This is a genomic window from Streptomyces sp. NPDC107538 (assembly GCF_055657445.1).
Window position 1 is genome coordinate 138,765 of sequence record NZ_JBVKAY010000003.1, and the last position, 17,435, is coordinate 156,199.

13 protein-coding genes and 2 tRNA genes are annotated in these 17,435 nt (G+C 69.1%); 11 read left to right on the forward strand and 4 right to left on the reverse strand.

Features of this window, described 5'->3' with window-relative positions; genetic code table 11:
* The first annotated feature begins 180 nt into the window (after positions 1-180).
* The 7 genes from gnd to ACZ7MG_RS11135 all read left to right on the forward strand — a co-directional run bounded on the left by gnd (position 181) and on the right by ACZ7MG_RS11135 (position 9,029).
* Positions 181-1,056 (forward strand): phosphogluconate dehydrogenase (NAD(+)-dependent, decarboxylating), encoded by an 876-nt coding sequence (gnd, locus tag ACZ7MG_RS11105; protein ID WP_471382517.1) that lies wholly within the window; start codon positions 181-183, stop codon positions 1,054-1,056.
* 102 nt (positions 1,057-1,158) lie between these two features.
* On the forward strand, positions 1,159-2,283 hold the full coding sequence (gene recF / locus ACZ7MG_RS11110; protein ID WP_471382516.1) for a DNA replication/repair protein RecF: 1,125 nt from the start codon (positions 1,159-1,161) through the stop codon (positions 2,281-2,283).
* Positions 2,280-2,813: a DciA family protein gene (locus ACZ7MG_RS11115; protein WP_471382514.1), complete on the forward strand. Its 534-nt coding sequence runs from the start codon at positions 2,280-2,282 to the stop codon at positions 2,811-2,813. The genes recF and ACZ7MG_RS11115 overlap by 4 nt, the downstream gene beginning before the upstream one ends.
* Positions 2,814-3,208: 395 nt before the next feature.
* Positions 3,209-5,272 (forward strand): DNA topoisomerase (ATP-hydrolyzing) subunit B, encoded by a 2,064-nt coding sequence (gyrB, locus tag ACZ7MG_RS11120; protein ID WP_471382512.1) that lies wholly within the window; start codon positions 3,209-3,211, stop codon positions 5,270-5,272.
* A gap of 42 nt (positions 5,273-5,314) precedes the next feature.
* Positions 5,315-7,924 (forward strand): DNA gyrase subunit A, encoded by a 2,610-nt coding sequence (gyrA, locus tag ACZ7MG_RS11125; RefSeq protein ID WP_471382510.1) that lies wholly within the window; start codon positions 5,315-5,317, stop codon positions 7,922-7,924.
* An 18-nt stretch (positions 7,925-7,942) separates the two neighbouring features.
* Complete coding sequence (locus ACZ7MG_RS11130; RefSeq protein WP_471382509.1) at positions 7,943-8,764, forward strand: DUF3566 domain-containing protein; 822 nt, start codon at positions 7,943-7,945, stop codon at positions 8,762-8,764.
* A 188-nt stretch (positions 8,765-8,952) separates the two neighbouring features.
* A tRNA-Ile gene (locus ACZ7MG_RS11135) sits at positions 8,953-9,029 on the forward strand.
* A 201-nt stretch (positions 9,030-9,230) separates the two neighbouring features.
* On the opposite strand, the gene ACZ7MG_RS11140 is transcribed toward ACZ7MG_RS11135, so the two are convergent.
* Positions 9,231-9,578: a DUF6344 domain-containing protein gene (locus ACZ7MG_RS11140; RefSeq protein WP_471382508.1), complete on the reverse strand. Its 348-nt coding sequence runs from the start codon at positions 9,576-9,578 to the stop codon at positions 9,231-9,233.
* 418 nt (positions 9,579-9,996) lie between these two features.
* Here ACZ7MG_RS11140 and ACZ7MG_RS11145 point away from each other — a divergent pair, with 418 nt between their 5' ends.
* Complete coding sequence (locus tag ACZ7MG_RS11145; RefSeq protein WP_003999697.1) at positions 9,997-10,125, forward strand: DLW-39 family protein; 129 nt, start codon at positions 9,997-9,999, stop codon at positions 10,123-10,125.
* A 405-nt stretch (positions 10,126-10,530) separates the two neighbouring features.
* The gene (locus tag ACZ7MG_RS11150; protein ID WP_471382506.1) at positions 10,531-12,078 is read left to right on the forward strand and encodes a hypothetical protein; all 1,548 of its coding nucleotides are present in this window, start codon (positions 10,531-10,533) and stop codon (positions 12,076-12,078) included.
* 166 nt (positions 12,079-12,244) lie between these two features.
* Here the strand turns inward: ACZ7MG_RS11150 and ACZ7MG_RS11155 are convergent, their stop codons facing one another.
* Positions 12,245-14,227 carry a serine/threonine-protein kinase gene (locus tag ACZ7MG_RS11155; RefSeq protein WP_471382504.1) on the reverse strand — a complete coding sequence of 661 codons (1,983 nt, stop codon included), beginning with the start codon at positions 14,225-14,227 and terminating at the stop codon, positions 12,245-12,247.
* Between the two features lie 286 nt (positions 14,228-14,513).
* Positions 14,514-15,062: a helix-turn-helix domain-containing protein gene (locus ACZ7MG_RS11160; protein ID WP_033530590.1), complete on the reverse strand. Its 549-nt coding sequence runs from the start codon at positions 15,060-15,062 to the stop codon at positions 14,514-14,516.
* A 182-nt stretch (positions 15,063-15,244) separates the two neighbouring features.
* Here ACZ7MG_RS11160 and ACZ7MG_RS11165 point away from each other — a divergent pair.
* Positions 15,245-15,317, forward strand: a tRNA-Ala gene (locus ACZ7MG_RS11165).
* A 451-nt stretch (positions 15,318-15,768) separates the two neighbouring features.
* On the opposite strand, the gene ACZ7MG_RS11170 is transcribed toward ACZ7MG_RS11165, so the two are convergent.
* Entirely contained in the window at positions 15,769-16,470 is a 702-nt protein-coding gene (locus tag ACZ7MG_RS11170) for a DUF5324 family protein (protein ID WP_471382967.1), read from the reverse strand.
* Positions 16,471-16,830: 360 nt separating this feature from the next.
* Here ACZ7MG_RS11170 and ACZ7MG_RS11175 point away from each other — a divergent pair, with 360 nt between their 5' ends.
* Positions 16,831-17,364, forward strand: coding sequence for a peptidylprolyl isomerase (locus tag ACZ7MG_RS11175; protein WP_471382502.1), 534 nt, complete (start codon positions 16,831-16,833; stop codon positions 17,362-17,364).
* The last annotated feature ends 71 nt before the right edge of the window (positions 17,365-17,435 follow it).

Below are 17,435 nucleotides of genomic sequence, written 5' to 3' on the forward strand. Positions count from 1 at the left end.
GGAGGTCGTCCACAGCGCCGCCGAGCCCGGTGGATCACCGGGCCCGGCGCGAAGCCGCAGGTCGGGGCGTACTTATGAGCGGGTATGCCCACAGGTGTGCGTGAGCGTCCGGGTTTAGGCTCGTGCGTGGGTACGCAGGTCAGGTGCCCTCATGCCACGTCACAACCTAAGGAACAACTGATGGAGCTCGGTCTCGTCGGCCTCGGCAAGATGGGCGGCAACATGCGCGAGCGGATACGCCGCGCGGGCCACACCGTCGTCGGATACGACCGGAACCCGGAACTCGCCGATGTCCACAGCCTCGAAGAGCTTGTGGGCAAGCTCAAGGGCCCGCGGGTCGTGTGGGTGATGGTTCCGGCCGGTGCCGCCACCCAGTCGACCGTCGACGAGCTGGCCGAACTGCTGGAGCCCGGTGACGTCGTCGTGGACGGCGGCAACTCCCGCTGGACGGACGACGAGAAGCACGCCGAGGAGCTGGCGGCGAAGGGCATCGGCTTCGTCGACTGCGGTGTCTCCGGCGGCGTCTGGGGCCTGGAGAACGGCTATGCGCTGATGTACGGCGGCGACGCGGAGAACGTCGCCAAGGTACGGCCGGTCTTCGACGCGCTGAAGCCCGAGGGCGACCTCGGCGCGGTGCACGCCGGCAAGGTCGGCGCCGGGCACTTCGCGAAGATGGTCCACAACGGCATCGAGTACGCCATGATGCAGGCGTACGCCGAGGGCTGGGAGCTGTTGGAGAAGGCCGACTCGGTGACGGATGTCCGCGAGGTCTTCCGTTCCTGGCAGGACGGCACGGTCATCCGCTCCTGGCTGCTCGACCTCGCGGTGAACGCCCTCGACGCGGACGAGCACCTGGACGCGCTGAAGGGTTTCGCCCAGGACTCAGGCGAGGGCCGGTGGACCGTGGAGGCCGCCATCGACCACGCGGTACCGCTGCCCGCGATCACCGCCTCGCTCTTCGCGCGGTTCGCGTCGCGGCAGGAGGACTCTCCGCAGATGAAGATGATCGCGGCGCTGCGGAACCAGTTCGGCGGGCACGCGGTCGAGAAGAAGTAACCCACACCACAGAAGACGACCACGCACACACTACGGTCGACGAGAAGTCGTCCACAGGACCGCACGGTGGTCCACAACCCTGGGGGAGGTCGGCACCCGACCATGCACGTCACGCACCTGTCGCTCGCCGACTTCCGCTCCTACGCCCGGGTCGAGGTCCCGCTCGACCCGGGCGTCACCGCGTTCGTCGGCCCCAACGGGCAGGGCAAGACGAACCTGGTCGAGGCGGTCGGCTATCTCGCCACCCTCGGCAGCCACCGGGTGTCGTCGGACGCGCCCCTGGTCCGCATGGGCGCCGACCGCGCGGTGATCCGGGCACAGGTGCGGCAGGGCGAGCGGCAGCAACTGGTCGAGCTGGAGCTGAACCCCGGCAAGGCGAACCGGGCGCGCATCAACAGGTCGTCGCAGGTCAGACCACGTGATGTGCTCGGCATCGTCCGGACGGTGCTGTTCGCGCCCGAGGACCTCGCGCTGGTCAAGGGCGATCCCGGTGAGCGACGGCGCTTCCTCGACGAGCTGATCACCGCGCGCGCCCCGCGCATGGCGGGCGTGCGCTCCGACTACGAGCGGGTCCTCAAGCAGCGCAACACGCTCCTGAAGACGGCCGCGCTGGCCCGCCGACACGGCGGCCGCACCATGGACCTGTCCACGCTCGACGTGTGGGACCAACATCTCGCGCGCGTGGGCGCCGAACTGCTCGCGCAGCGCCTGGACCTGGTCGCCACCATCCAGCCGCTCGCCGACAAGGCCTACGAGCAGCTGGCACCCGGCGGCGGGCCCGTGAGTCTGGAATACAAACCTTCCTCGCCCGGCATCGTCGCCCACACGCGCGAGGAGCTGTACGAGCAGCTGATGGCCGCCCTCGCCGAGAGCCGCAAGCAGGAGATCGAGCGGGGCGTCACCTTGGTGGGGCCGCACCGGGACGATCTGGTTCTCAAACTCGGTCAGCTGCCCGCCAAGGGCTACGCCTCCCACGGCGAGTCCTGGTCGTACGCCCTCGCCCTGCGGCTCGCCTCGTACGACCTGCTGCGGACCGAGGGAAACGAACCGGTGCTGGTCCTCGACGACGTCTTCGCCGAGCTGGACTCCCGCCGGCGGGAGCGCCTGGCGGAGCTGGTCGCGCCGGGCGAGCAGGTCCTGGTGACCGCCGCGGTCGACGACGACGTACCGGACGTACTGACAGGGACGCGGTACTCCGTGTCCGACGGGACGGTGGAGCGCGTATGAGCGGAACCGAGGGAGCCCCGAAGCCTCCCGAGCCCTCCGGCGTGGACCTCGCGCGCGTGGCGCTGCGCGCCGCGAAGGAGGCCGCACGCGCGCGTGGCGAAGCCACCCAGCAGCAGAAGCAGGCCCGGCGGGGCGGCGGGCTGCGCTCCGGCGCGCGTGCCGACGGCCGCGACCCGATGCCGCTCGGCCCCGCGATCAACCGTCTGATCACCGAGCGGGGCTGGGAGACGCCTGCCGCCGTCGGCGGGGTGATGGGCCGCTGGCCGCAGATCGTCGGCGACGACCTGGCCCGAAGGTGCGTACCGGAGCGGTACGACGAGGACGAGCGGGTCCTGCATGTGCGGTGCGACTCGACGGCCTGGGCGACGAACGTGCGGCTGCTGGCCCCGCAGCTGGTCGCCCGGCTCAACGAGGATCTCGGGCACGGCACCGTACGGCTGCTGAAGGTCCACGGCCCCGGCGGCTCCGCCCGCCGCTACGGGCCCCTCCGCGCTCCCGGAAGCACCGGTCCCGGCGATACCTACGGGTGACCGTAGTCACATTTCCGCGCGCCCTGGATTCCCTGAACGACGGTTCTTCGCGGGCCGGCGAAGAGTCGTGTGCTCCGGCGCGCACGGTCGCGTGCGGTTGCGAACATCGACCTGACCCGGGAGTAGCAAAGGGTTGACACCCGGAAGCGCTGAGTGCCGCTGTGAGCCTCTTGGAGCCCCGCTCCGCATATGGGGAGTCGGGAGAGACCGGTTCAGGGCGGCACATGCGGACTCAGGTACCGGCAAACCCCCATCACTGTCGGCGCTACCGGTAGACTGGAAGCTAATCCCGCCCCATCCGTGGGGACCGCTTCGGAAACACTGTTCAACGCAGACAAAGGCTTCCACCGCAACATGCCGCAGCCGCTCCGGCAAACCCGCCGGGAGCCTGGCTTGTGCTGTGCCAGAAAGGGCGCTTCGTGGCCGATTCCGGCAACCCCAACGAGAACATCCCGTCCACCGACGCCGGCGCCAACGGCGAGGTCACAGCCTCGTACGACGCCAGCGCCATCACCGTCCTCGAAGGGCTGGACGCGGTCCGCAAGCGGCCCGGCATGTACATCGGCTCGACCGGTGAGCGTGGCCTGCACCACCTCGTGCAGGAGGTCGTCGACAACTCCGTGGACGAGGCCCTGGCCGGGCACGCGGACACCATCGACGTGACGATCCTCGCCGACGGCGGCGTAAGGGTCGTCGACAACGGCCGTGGCATCCCGGTCGGCATCGTCCCCTCCGAGGGCAAGCCCGCCGTCGAGGTCGTGCTGACGGTCCTGCACGCGGGCGGAAAGTTCGGCGGCGGCGGCTACGCGGTCTCCGGTGGTCTGCACGGCGTGGGTGTCTCCGTCGTGAACGCCCTGTCGACCAAGGTCTCCGTAGAGATCAAGACCGACGGCCATCGCTGGACGCAGGACTACAAGCTGGGCGTACCGACCGCTCCGCTCGTCCAGCACGAGGCCACGGACGAGCACGGCACCTCGGTGACCTTCTGGGCCGACCCGGACATCTTCGAGACCACGTACTACTCCTTCGAGACGCTCTCGCGGCGCTTCCAGGAGATGGCGTTCCTCAACAAGGGTTTGACGATCAAACTCACTGACGAGCGCGAGTCCGCGAAGGCCACCGCCGGGGCGGACGAGGCCGGCGAGGACGAGAAGCACGAGGTCAAGACCGTCTCGTACCACTACGAGGGCGGCATCGTCGACTTCGTGAAGCACCTCAACTCCCGCAAGGGGGACGTGGTGCACCCGTCCGTCATCGACTTCGAGGCGGAGGACAAGGACAAGCTCCTGTCCGTCGAGGTCGCGATGCAGTGGAACAGCGGTTACAGCGAGGGCGTCTACTCCTTCGCCAACATCATCCACACGCACGAGGGCGGAACGCACGAAGAGGGCTTCCGGGCCGCGATGACCGGTCTGATCAACCGCTACGCGCGCGACAAGAAGCTGCTGAGGGAGAAGGACGACAACCTCACGGGCGACGACATCCGCGAGGGTCTGACGGCGATCATCTCGATCAAGCTGAGCGAGCCGCAGTTCGAGGGCCAGACCAAGACCAAGCTGGGCAACACGGAGGCGAAGACCTTCGTGCAGAAGGTCGTGCACGAGCACCTGACGGACTGGCTGGACCGCAACCCGGTCGAGGCCGCGGACATCATCCGCAAGTCCATCCAGGCGGCCACCGCGCGCGTGGCGGCCCGCAAGGCGCGTGACCTGACCCGTCGCAAGGGCCTCCTGGAGACGGCTTCCCTGCCGGGCAAGCTGAGCGACTGCCAGTCGAACGATCCCACCAAGTGCGAGATCTTCATCGTCGAGGGCGACTCCGCCGGTGGTTCGGCCAAGTCCGGCCGCAACCCGCAGTACCAGGCGATCCTCCCGATCCGCGGCAAGATCCTCAACGTCGAGAAGGCGCGGATCGACAAGATCCTGCAGAACCAGGAGATCCAGGCGCTGATCTCCGCCTTCGGCACGGGTGTGCACGAGGACTTCGACATCTCCAAGCTCCGCTATCACAAGATCATCCTGATGGCGGACGCCGACGTCGACGGCCAGCACATCAACACCCTGCTGCTGACCTTCCTGTTCCGCTTCATGCGCCCGCTGGTCGAGGCCGGACACGTGTTCCTGTCGCGTCCCCCGCTCTACAAGATCAAGTGGGGCCGGGAGGACTTCGAGTACGCCTACTCGGACCGTGAGCGTGACGCCCTGATCGAGCTGGGCCGGCAGAACGGCAAGCGCGTCAGGGAGGACTCGATCCAGCGCTTCAAGGGTCTCGGCGAGATGAACGCCGAGGAACTGCGCATCACGACCATGGACGTCGACCACCGGGTCCTCGGCCAGGTCACGCTGGACGACGCGGCCCAGGCCGACGAACTGTTCTCGGTCCTCATGGGCGAGGACGTCGAGGCCCGGCGCCAGTTCATCCAGCGCAACGCCAAGGACGTTCGTTTCCTCGACATCTGAGTCGGTCTCAGCTGACCGCACCAGGAAGGATTCCCACCAGCAATGGCCGACGAGACCCCCAATCTTTCTTCTGGCCCCGTGACGCCTGACGAAGACGGCGAGACGACCGTGCGCATCGAGCCCGTCGGGCTCGAGACGGAGATGCAGCGCTCGTACCTGGACTACGCGATGTCTGTCATCGTGTCCCGCGCGCTGCCCGACGTACGAGACGGCCTCAAGCCCGTCCACCGCCGTGTCCTGTACGCCATGTACGACGGCGGCTACCGGCCCGAGAAGGGCTTCTACAAGTGCGCCCGCGTCGTCGGCGACGTCATGGGCAACTACCACCCGCACGGCGACTCCTCGATCTACGACGCGCTGGTCCGCCTCGCGCAGCCGTGGTCGATGCGGATGCCGCTGGTGGACTCCAACGGCAACTTCGGCTCTCCGGGCAACGACCCGGCGGCGGCCATGCGCTACACCGAGTGCAAGATGGCGCCGCTGTCGATGGAGATGGTCCGTGACATCGACGAGGACACCGTCGACTTCACGGACAACTACGACGGCCGCTCCCAGGAGCCGACCGTCCTGCCGGCCCGCTTCCCGAACCTGCTGATCAACGGCTCGGCGGGCATCGCGGTCGGCATGGCCACCAACATCCCGCCGCACAACCTCCGCGAGGTCGCCGCCGGCGCCCAGTGGTACCTGGAGAACCCCGAGGCCTCCCACGAGGACCTCCTGGACGCGCTGATCGAGCGCATCAAGGGCCCCGACTTCCCGACCGGCGCCCTGGTGGTCGGCCGCAAGGGCATCGAGGAGGCCTACCGCACGGGCCGTGGCTCCATCACGATGCGCGCGGTCGTCGAGGTCGAGGAGATCCAGAACCGCCAGTGCCTGGTGGTCACGGAACTGCCTTACCAGACCAACCCGGACAACCTCGCGCAGAAGATCGCCGACCTCGTCAAGGACGGCAAGATCGGCGGCATCGCCGACGTCCGCGACGAGACCTCGTCCCGTACGGGCCAGCGCCTGGTCATCGTCCTGAAGCGCGACGCGGTCGCCAAGGTCGTGCTGAACAACCTGTACAAGCACACCGACCTGCAGACCAACTTCGGCGCCAACATGCTGGCCCTGGTCGACGGCGTGCCGCGCACGCTCTCCCTGGACGCGTTCATCCGCCACTGGGTGACGCACCAGATCGAGGTCATCGTCCGCCGGACGAAGTTCCGGCTGCGCAAGGCCGAGGAGCGGGCGCACATCCTGCGCGGCCTGCTGAAGGCCCTGGACGCCATCGACGAGGTCATCGCGCTGATCCGGCGCAGCGACACCGTCGACATCGCGCGTACGGGCCTGATGGACCTCCTGGAGATCGACGAGATCCAGGCCAACGCCATCCTCGAGATGCAGCTGCGGCGCCTCGCCGCCCTGGAGCGCCAGAAGATCATCCAGGAGCACGACGAACTTCAGGCCAAGATCCGCGAGTACAACGAGATTCTCGCCTCCCCGGTCCGCCAGCGCGGCATCGTCAGCGCGGAACTCGCCGCGATCGTCGAGAAGTTCGGCGACGACCGCAAGACGATGCTGGTGCCCTACGACGGTGACATGTCCATCGAGGACCTCATCGCCGAGGAGGACATCGTCGTCACCGTCTCCCGCGGCGGCTACGTCAAGCGGACCAAGACGGTCGACTACCGCGCGCAGAAGCGGGGCGGCAAGGGCGTACGCGGCACGAAGCTCAAGGAAGACGACATCGTCGACCACTTCTTCGTGTCCACGACCCACCACTGGCTGCTGTTCTTCACCAACAAGGGCCGTGTGTACCGGGCCAAGGCATATGAACTGCCGGACGCCGGACGTGACGCGCGTGGACAGCACGTCGCCAACCTGCTGGCCTTCCAGCCGGACGAGGCGATCGCCGAGATCCTCGCCATCCGCGACTACGAGGCGACGCCCTATCTGGTGCTCGCCACCAAGGGCGGTCTTGTGAAGAAGACGCCTCTGAAGGATTACGATTCGCCCCGTTCCGGCGGCGTCATCGCGATCAACCTCCGTGAGAAGGAGGACGGTTCCGATGACGAACTGATCGGAGCCGAACTCGTATCGGCAGAGGATGACATCCTTCTGATCAGCAAGAAGGCACAGTCGATCCGCTTCACCGCGACGGACGAGGCACTGCGGCCCATGGGCCGTGCCACCTCGGGTGTCAAGGGCATGAGTTTCCGCGAGGGCGACGAGCTGCTCTCGATGAATGTTGTTCGACCCGGTACGTTCGTGTTCACTGCCACAGACGGCGGGTACGCGAAGCGGACCGGCGTCGACGAGTACCGCGTCCAGGGTCGCGGCGGCCTCGGTATCAAGGCCGCCAAGATCGTCGAGGACCGCGGTTCGCTCGTCGGCGCGCTGGTGGTCGAGGAGACCGACGAGATCCTCGCCATCACGTTGTCGGGCGGTGTGATTCGTACGCGAGTCAACGAGATCAGGGAAACCGGCCGTGACACCATGGGCGTCCAACTGATCAACCTGGGCAAGCGCGATGCCGTCGTCGGCATCGCTCGTAACGCCGAGGCGGGGCGGGAGGCGGAGGAGGTCGACGGCGACGTAGCCGTGGACGAGACCGCCGAGGCTGCCGCGACGACCGGTACGGACGAGGGTGAGGCGCCCTCGTCCGAGTAGCACGAGGAGTGAGTCAGCGTGAGCGGAGCCACGGGCGCCGGATCGTCCGGTACTTCGGCCGGCACTTCGACCGGGTCGGAGGCGGACGGCGGCGGCCGTGGCTCCGCCGCGCGTGCGGCGGACACGCACACGACCCAACTGAAGGCGATCAAGCCGAGTGCGACCGATTCGGCCGCGCCTTCGTCCGAGAAGCCTGGATCGCAGGGGGGAACCGTGACGGACACCCGTGGTCCGCAGGCCAAGCAGCCCGCGGCGGGCAGTCCGGCCGCGGCTCCGGGCGGACCCGGCCGTCAGGCCCCGGCGCAGCCTCAGCCCCCGGCTCAGGCCACGCCCCAGGCCGGCGGCTCCGCGCTGCCCGGTGAGCGACAGGCGCAGCAGCAGTCCGGCCCGTACCACCCGCCGCAGGCCTACCCGGCGGCTCCGGAGGCTTCGTCCCGCAAGCCGCGTACGGGAGCCCGCACGACGCCTCGCACGCGCAAGGCACGGCTGAGGGTGGCCAAGGCCGACCCGTGGTCCGTGATGAAGGTCAGCTTCCTGCTCTCCATCGCGCTCGGCATCTGCACGGTCGTCGCGGCCGCGGTGCTGTGGATGGTCATGAACGCGATGGGCGTCTTCTCCACGGTCGGCGCCACCATCTCCGAGGCCACCGGCTCGAACGAGTCCAACGGATTCGATCTGCAGGCGTTCCTGTCGCTGCCCAATGTGCTGATCTTCACCACGGTCATCGCGGTCATCGACGTCGTTCTCGCGACCGCTCTCGCCACGCTCGGCGCCTTCATCTACAACCTGTCCGCGGGCTTCGTCGGCGGTATCGAGCTGACGCTCGCCGAGGACGAGTGAGCACGGCGACCGCGTAGGAAATACCGGGGACGACCACGGGGACGGACCACGGGGACGGCGTCGAACGCCGTCCCCGATGTCGTGCCCACCGCGTCACGGACCCCCTCCGGGTATCGATTTTGGGACTCCCCACGTCGTGCGCTAATCTTCAGGAGTCAGCGCGCGGGACACACACCGCAGAGCGCGGCGGGGCTATAGCTCAGTTGGTTAGAGCGCATCCCTGATAAGGATGAGGCCACAGGTTCAAATCCTGTTAGCCCCACCAGCATGAAGACCCTCAACCCGTAGTGGTTGGGGGTCTTCGTCGTTCATGGCGATGGCCGAGAGGGATGCATCCGAGTACGCATGCGAGAGCCCCCGGCCGTTTCGGGCCGGGGGCTCTCGTCGTTCTGTGCCGCTGTTCCGCAGGGCGTGTACGCAAGATCGCCGCTGGCTGTGCGGGTTGCGGGTTGCTGCCTGGCCCGTATCAGCGCTGGAGAGGTGCGACGGGTCGCTCGGCTTGCGGCAGAGAGGGCTCCAGGACGTCGATCCGCGACATCGCCGTGTCCAGGGCCGTGCGGTGACGGCAGGAGGGCGAGGAGCCATGGGCCTCGGCGCGGATGCGTTGCTTCATCGTGGGGGGCAGGGCCCGGTCGTGGGGCCGGGCCGGCAAAGACGCCGCGTGAGCCGTCGTGGGGGCCGCGCAGTTGCGGGTGGTCTCGGTCCGCGGTACCGCGGCCGATGCCGTGGTCGTGACGAGTCCGAGCGCCGTGCACAGCGCGAGGAAGGCGGTGACGATGGCGGTCCACAGCTTCATGACCTTGTTCTGGGCCATGGCCCCTCACTTTCGGGTTGGGCGATTTGCGTACTTTCCTCATGATGTGTATGTGGGCTCCGAAATCGTGGACCGACGCCCACGGCGCGTGGATCTTCAGATGAACACCACACGGATGGGCGCATGGGGGTCGGAGGGTTCCAGAAGGCCCCGCAGGGGGCCGCAGAAGCCATAGGAGGGCACGGCTGGGCCAGGTGGGGCCGGGCGGGGGTCGGAGTGGCACTCGCGGGGCTCGTCGAGGTGTGCGAGATGTGAGGGACCTGTGTGATGAGCCTGCGATCGGAACAGTGGCGTCCGGTTCTACTGCGGCCTTCCCGGCGGGAGTTGAGCGGCCGACGTAGGTCACCGATCGGTATCGGTCGGTGTGTATAGTCGGGCGCCAGAGGTCCCCTACGTCAAGGAAAGACGAGGTCGCGCGGTGAAGAAGCTTCTCCTGGTCGCACTGGCCGCCATCGGCGGGCTCCTCGTGTACCGCCAGATCCAGGCGGATCGCGCCGAGCAGGATCTGTGGACGGAGGCGACTGACTCCGTGCCCACGGGTTCGTGAACATCGACATCAGTCTCAGAGCAGACCCCGGCCGCGATCGCGGCCGGGGTTTTGTGTCGCAGGGGCCCGCCCCCTCCTCTTGTTCAGGTTGTTCAGGGCATATCTGCGCATTTCTCCACATCTGGATTCGCTTTGGTGAATGATGCGCACGCGGCGGCGGAGCAACGGTCTCCGTAGAGGTCGTTTTCGGCCGCTCCTCCCCTGGAACCCGGGCATCGGCGTCCACGGCCCGGCAGGATGGGCGCGTTCAGGGCCGTGGCATCTCGGACGCTGCCGAGAGATCGCGACCGCTGGACGCGGACTGCTGGGCGCGTTTCCGGGCATCGACTGTCCGGGTTTCTTCCGGGCTTTCGGGCTTCGGCCTCGGAGCCGCGGCTTCGGGTCTACGACGAGGGGTGGCGCTTGATGGGGCGGCGCACGGTCTGGTGGCGAACCGCGACAGCCGTGGGAGCGGCCCTGTGCGCGACGGTGGCGCCAGCCGCGGTCGCCGTGGCGGCCGACGAGCCGGCTCCGTACTCCTACGCCGAGGGCGCCCGGGAGGTCGAGGGCGCCACGAGCAGCACGGGAGCCGTGCGGCTGGCGGCGGGCAAGACCTACCGGAGCTCCATCAAGCCGGGCGGCAAGCTCTACTACCGTGTCGATCTCGGCGCCGCAGCCGACGCGTACGTCTCGGCGACGGCCGTGCCCGGAGCAGGGGCGACGGTCGCGTCCTCGGACGGCGTCAGGGTGTCCCTGCAGGACGCCGACGCACATCGCTGCTCCTACGAGACCGCCCGCTTCGGCCCGACCCGCAGCGCGCACCCCATCACTGCCTGGGCCTCGCGTGAGATCGGCAGCGACGAGTACATGTGCCAAGGGGCCGGGCCGTATTACGTCGTCGTCGAACGGGTCGGCTCGGCCGCGGGGACCGGCACGGGGACGGGGACGAGCACGGGAACCGGCACGGGGACGGGCACGGCGTCCGGCGCGGTGTCGGGCTCGCCCTCGGCGGACGGCTCGGCGCAGGAGTGGGGGCTGGAACTCGGCGTCGTGTCGGAACCCGCTGTCCCGAAGGGCGGGGCGACGACCGCGCCCGAGAGCTGGAACTCCGCATCGCCCGAGAGCCTCTCCGGCGACCCCGAGGCTCGGCGCGGCGGCAGCGGCTTCGCCACGGCGAGCCCCGTCGCGCAGGGCGTCTGGCAGGACAAGGCCGGGATACGAGCCGGGGAGACCCTCTTCTACAAGGTGCCCGTCGGCTGGGGACAGCAACTGCATGCCACCGCCGAGCTGGGCAGCACGAGCGGCGGCGACGGGTACGTGGGGAACGCGTTCGTCATGTCGCTCTACAACCCCGCACGCGGCTTCGTGGACGACAGGACCACCAACTACGGGGGCGAACAGCGGTCCGCTCCCCTGGACCCGCTCCCGCCCGTCGCGTACGAGAACCGTTTCTCCCTCGACGACGAAGTGAGCGGGATGCGGTTCGCCGGCTGGTACTACCTGGTGCTGCATCTTGGTACGTCGGTCGCCGAACGGTACGGCGAGGAGCCTGTCGGGCTGACCCTGCGGGTGCGGCTGGAGGGCGAGGCCGGAGCCGGGCCGGGGTATCTGGGCACCTCCGAGCCGCGTGGGGTCTTCGAAGTCACCGCGGAGGACCAGGAGGTCGCGGAGAGCGGGGCCACGGGGGACACGCTGGACGGCGCGGGCAGTGGCGGCGGAGAGGACGCGGGGAATTCTGGCGGGGAGGACTCCGGGGTTTCGTCCGGCTCAGGGGATTCGTCCGGCTCAGGGGACCGGCGTCTCGCCATGACGGCCGTCGCGGCGGGCGGCATCGGTACGGGAAGTCTGCTGGTCCTCGGGCTCCTGGTGTGGACGCTCGTGGCGCGCAGCCGGGCTTCGGCCGGCGTGGAGGCGGAGCGGCCGAAGGCGGGCACGGCTCCGCGAGGGCGTCATGGGGCGTCCCGCGGGCGGTAGGGGCCGGGGGACGCTGGGGCGTGGTGCGGTGAGGCTGGGACGGGCTCGGGCGGGTTGTGATGACTGGGCGCCGACGGGTGGGCGGAGGGGCAGAAGGGCCCGGCCGACGCAGGCATGGACGGCCCAGGAGCGGGCGCAGGGGCATCGGAGGTCCCGCCGAGCAGGATCAGAGCTGGCCCAGCGCCCAGAAGCCCACAGCGAAGCAGGCCAGCGCGACCAGCAGGACCGGGACGACCACCTTGGTAGGCGGGCCCGGACGGCGTCGGGGCAGGGCCCTCGATCGACGTGGAACCTGAGCGGGCCGAGCGGTGTATGAACCAGTAGAGGCGTAAGCGTGCTGCTGCACCGCCGTGGTCGGGGCCGGGGAGAGGCCCAGCGGTGGGTGCGCTTGGGGGGAGGGCACATGCGCGGGTTCGTGGTGCTGCGCCGGGGCGCCTTGGAGGGGCGTCGCGGCGGGGGGAGTGGCCTGCTGCTCGGGTTGGTGGTGTGGGTGGCCAGGACCGGGGGTGTGCTGCTCAGCCTGTCGCGGTGGTGCGTGGGCGGCGAGTACCTGGGGCGGCGGCAGATGGAAGCTGCCGGTGTCCGACATCGTGGACGGCCGAGGCGGTACGGGGTCCCGGTCGGGCCGCGGTGGTACGGCCTCGGGGGGAGATTCGGGGGATATGCGGCCGCTGATCGTCGAAGCCGCCGAAGATGCCGAAGCCGTCGAGGAGGCCGAGGGCGAGGCGTCGGAGGCCTGGGGCCACTGCCCGGTACTGGTGCCGGTGCCGGTACCCGTGCTTGGGACTGTGCCAGAGCTGGTGGTGCCGGTCTGTGGTGGGGCGGTGGTGGGCATGGGCGGTGGCGATACGGAGCCCGTATGAGAGGGAGGGGCCACGGAGTCGGTGGGCGATGAGGGCAGCGCGGCGCCGCCTGCGATGCCGGGCTTCGACGGCGGGTCCTGAGGTGGCGGGCTGTAGGCCGGCGGATTGTGCGGCGGTGGTGGCGTCGCCTCTGCGCCGGAGGGGGAGCCGCCCCCTGTGTACGGCTGCGGGGTCGACGACGAGGACGAAGGCGCGTGCGGAGACGGGGATAGGGAGGGGGAGGGGAAGGGGGAGGACGGTGGCGCGGATGCAGGGGACACCGGCGTCCACGGAGCGGCGGGAACCGGTGGTGTGGAAGGCGGCTGCTGGCCCGGTGAGTTGGAAGGAGCCTCTGCTGCCGAGCCGGTGGTCGGCGAGGACGTGCCGGAGGGGCTCGTGCCCGTCTTGTCCAGACCCGATGCCCTCTGCAGGGGCCCTTCGGCGGCGAACCCCTTGGGGAGGGGGCCGAGTTGGTCGAAGACCTCCACCACCTCGTCGTCGGGCCCCGGCTCGGGAAGGAGTTCGGTGGCCGCGGCGAGGGCCTTGCGGGCGCCTGTCGCGGTGCGGAAGCGGGAGTGGGGGTCGGGCTGGAGGAGCGTGGCGATGACCTGCCACAGCGGCTCGGGGATGCCTCGTGGGGCGTTCGGTGTGCCGTGCGCGGCGAAGTGCTCGATGAGGGCCTTGGCGTCGGGTTTGGCGCCTTCCAGGAGGTACAGGGCGACGAGGCCCACCGCGAAGAGGTCGGCCGGGAAGTCGGGGTCGGCGCCCAGCATCTGCTCGGGAGCGAAGTAACCCGGCGTGCCGACCACGTAGTTGGTCTCGGTCAGGCGGGGTTCGCCCAGGCGCATGGCGATACCGAAGTCGGACAGACGCAGGCGGGGCCGGGCAGTGCCGGTGGCCTCCAGCAGGACGTTCGCGGGCTTGATGTCCCGGTGGATGACACCCTCGGCGTGCACGGCGGCGAGGCCGGACAGCAATTGGTCGAGCAGACCGCAGACATAGGCGGGAGGAAGGGGACCATAGTCGTTGACGAGGTTGACCAGGGAGCCTCCGGCCACCAGGTCCATGGTGAACAGGACCTTGTCGTCGTCGGCGGCCCAACTGGCGGGGGCGAGCACATGGGGATGGTCGATCCGCACGGCCTGTTCGCGGACGAAGCGCAGCAGGGCGTGCGCGTCACGCTGTTGCAGGACCTTGGCGGCCACATAACGGCGGCGGCGGTGGTCCCAGGTGCGCCAGACCGCGCCGACTCCCCCGCGCCCGATCGGGTCGACCAGTTCGTACCGGCCGGCGAAGACCTCACCCATGGCTGTGCGTCGTTCCCCCTTCGGCTCCCCCCTGGCTGCCCGTCGGCGGAGGGCGCGACGCTCGCGCCGCCCTCCGCGAAGCCGGCTCGCACGTGCCCGGCTTCCTGCAGAGCTTGCTTCCCGCTTCCGTCCCCCTGCCGCTGTTTTCCGGTGGTTGCTTCCTGGCTTCTCTGCCTGGAGCCTACGTCCACGTCTGCGTGGCTCACGAGGGGCCTACAGACCCCTCGTTCCCCCGTTCTGGCTGGGCCCGGCCGCCGAACCCCCTTTCGGGGACCGGGCCTTGGGCTCAGTTCTGGTGGGACTGGTAGTGCGCCACCGCGTCCGAGGTCCGGCCCGCGCCGTACACCCGGAGGAACTCTGCCAGTTCCGGGTGGGTCGGGGCGAGGGTGTCCGCCGCCTCGATGATGTCGCCCGCGGCCGCCACCGAGCGGAGCAGCGACTGGATCTCGCGGACGACCCGCTTGACCGTGGGTGCCCCCGAACTCGTCGTCGACTGCGTGGTGTTGCTGAGCACCGATCCCCCCTGTGACTTCTTGATCTCGTCCATGCGCTCGGTCGCCTCGGCGGCGCTCACGCTGCCGTCCGCGACCTGGCCCGCCAGGTCCTGCAGCAGCTGCACCCGCTGCACCACCGCCGGGTTGCCGATCTTGGCACGCTGACCGCTCATCAGCTGCGACAGCATCGGTGCGGACAGGCCCAGCACCCCCGCGAGACGGGCCTGGTTGAGCCCCAGGTCCTCGATGAGCCTACGGAAGAGCGCCCCCAACGGCTCTCCGTACCAGTTCCGCTGCAGCTCCCGGGCTCTTGCGGTCGCTTCCTGCTGTGCGGCGTCCATTGCGTCTCCCCATCGCTTCCCCAAATACCGTGGTTCGCTGTAGCGAACCACGACGAGCATCTTACGGAGAGTGGTCGTTCACGGGGACCCCCAATCTTTTTGCGAGATCCCGGGGGTGACCCGGTACTCTGGTCTGCGAAGCCTCCCGGTGGTCGGTTGTTCCGGGTGGGTGCTTCCCTTCCGGGGCCTTAGCTCAGTTGGTAGAGCGCTGTCTTTGCATGGCAGATGTCAGGGGTTCGACTCCCCTAGGCTCCACAGCGGATTGACCGGGCCGGATGTCGTAGGACATCCGGCCCGGTCTTTTTTATTGCCTCCGGAGCTGCAGGCGCCGGTAGGGCTTCGGGCGGGGCCCGTCGCGATCGCTATCTGTGCACTTCAGGGCAAGAGGGCCGCTGGAACGGGGCGACGGCCGGTGGCACGTGTCGGCGTGCGCAGATGCGAAACCGGTGCTCTGGGTCACAAGGGCAGCCGGCGGAATGTGCGCGTCACCCTTTGCAATCGGACCAATACATTCCGGATGCCGTCTGCCCGTAGCCCGGAAGGTCACGCTGTTTCACGTGAAACAGCCCGGTGGGGCAGAAGACCTCCAAGTCTTCTGCCCCACCGGGCTGTTGAAAGATGTCCCGCCGAACGCGCTCCCGGGCAAGACCGAGCCCGGAGACAAGGCGCCCTGGATGGCGGCGGTCTCGAAAGAAGAGACCGGTGGTCAGCGGCGGTTGTCGCGGTCGGCGGCCTCGTCCTCGGCCTGCTTGGCCTGGACCTCGGGGTCGAGGGCGGACTGGCCGCTGCCGTCGACCGAGGACAGACGACCAGGGTCGGAGACCTCGGTGGCGGCGGGGGGCTCGACCAGCCAGTCGGGGTTGGCCTGCTTGTCCCACCACTTCCAGGCGGCGAAGGCGCCGCCCGCCAGAAGGCCCACCACGGCCATGCCCTTGACGGCGCGACCGAGCCTCGCGCGGCGCTGCTGCCTGCGGACCAGCCGCTGGATCTGCTGGGGCGAGACCTGTCCGCGCAGTGCGGCCAGCGCCGCGACACTGCGGGCGGCGGCCTCCTCACGGACGGGGCCGGCGGCGGCCACGGCCTGTTCGATACGTGGACGGGAGTAGTCGGCGGCCTGGCGAGCCGCCTTGCGGGTGCGGACGGCGGCTTCATGGGCCGCGTGGTCGACCTTCGGGGGCACATGCGTGCGGGCCTGCTCCAGGCGCGGGACGACATGGGCGCCGTACTGGACGCGTGCCTGCTCCGCGGCCAGCGACACCTTCGGCGCGAGTCGTACGCGTGCCTCTTGCGCGTAGTGCGAGGCCTTGTCCTTGGCCGTGTCGGCGTAGGGCGCCACCACTTCCGCGGCGTGCAGCACGCTGTCCTTCGCCGAGCCGGTCGCGGCGCGCACGCTGTCGATGCGGGTCACGGGATCCTCCTCCTCGGTGGCGTACGTCATTCGACTTTCCACCCTTTTGGGGATCATGCCTCTCGGAGCGCTCCGGGGCATGTGCGGGCGGGCATCCGGGTCATGGGCACCGACTCCGGCTGATCATCGAGCAAGAGCCGCTCTGAACCGGTCATGTGCAATAGAGGATGAATAAGGGACAACGGGAACTTGTCCACGACAGTGCCGACAATGCCACGGATCGGCGCGAAGCGCGCCGGTACCGGGGGTACTCGACCGGTTTTCCGCGCCCTCGCCGCACAAGAGCGTGGGCGTCGGGGGACGGACGGCGTCGTCCGTGCGAGGATCGGGGGAGTCACAAAGGACAACGGAAGGCAGATCGTGGCAGAGCAGCTGTACGCCACCCTGAAGACCAACCATGGCGACATCGAGGTGCGGCTGCTGCCGAACCACGCGCCCAAGACGGTCCGTAACTTCGTCGAGCTCGCCCAGGGCGAGCGTGAGTGGACCAACCCGGCCACCGGCCAGAAGTCCACGGACAAGCTCTACGACGGCACGGTCTTCCACCGGGTGATCAGTGGATTCATGATCCAGGGCGGTGACCCGCTGGGCAACGGCACCGGTGGTCCCGGCTACCAGTTCGCGGACGAGTTCCACCCGGACCTCGCCTTCGACAAGCCCTACCTGCTGGCCATGGCCAACGCGGGGCCGGGCACCAACGGGTCGCAGTTCTTCATCACCGTCTCCCCGACGGCGTGGCTGACCCGCAAGCACACCATCTTCGGTGAGGTCGTCGACTCGGCCAGCCAGAAGATCGTGGACGCCATCGCCGGTGCCCAGACCAACCCGCGCACCGACCGTCCGGTCAACGACGTCGTCATCGAGTCGGTCGTCGTCGAGACCCGCCAGGGCTGAGCCCAGCCCGTCGGCTTTCACCGGGCCGAGCCACGCAGGGTTCACCCCGCGGACCGGATCCGAAAGGTTCC

Coding starts and splice junctions, on each gene's coding strand:
- gnd (WP_471382517.1), top strand. CDS start 181: ATGGAGCTCGGTCTCGTCGGCCTCGGCAAGATGGGCGGCAACATGCGC.
- recF (WP_471382516.1), top strand. CDS start 1,159: ATGCACGTCACGCACCTGTCGCTCGCCGACTTCCGCTCCTACGCCCGG.
- ACZ7MG_RS11115 (WP_471382514.1), top strand. CDS start 2,280: ATGAGCGGAACCGAGGGAGCCCCGAAGCCTCCCGAGCCCTCCGGCGTG.
- gyrA (WP_471382510.1), top strand. CDS start 5,315: ATGGCCGACGAGACCCCCAATCTTTCTTCTGGCCCCGTGACGCCTGAC.
- ACZ7MG_RS11140 (WP_471382508.1), bottom strand. CDS start 9,578: ATGGCCCAGAACAAGGTCATGAAGCTGTGGACCGCCATCGTCACCGCC.
- ACZ7MG_RS11150 (WP_471382506.1), top strand. CDS start 10,531: ATGGGGCGGCGCACGGTCTGGTGGCGAACCGCGACAGCCGTGGGAGCG.
- ACZ7MG_RS11155 (WP_471382504.1), bottom strand. CDS start 14,227: ATGGGTGAGGTCTTCGCCGGCCGGTACGAACTGGTCGACCCGATCGGG.
- ACZ7MG_RS11160 (WP_033530590.1), bottom strand. CDS start 15,062: ATGGACGCCGCACAGCAGGAAGCGACCGCAAGAGCCCGGGAGCTGCAG.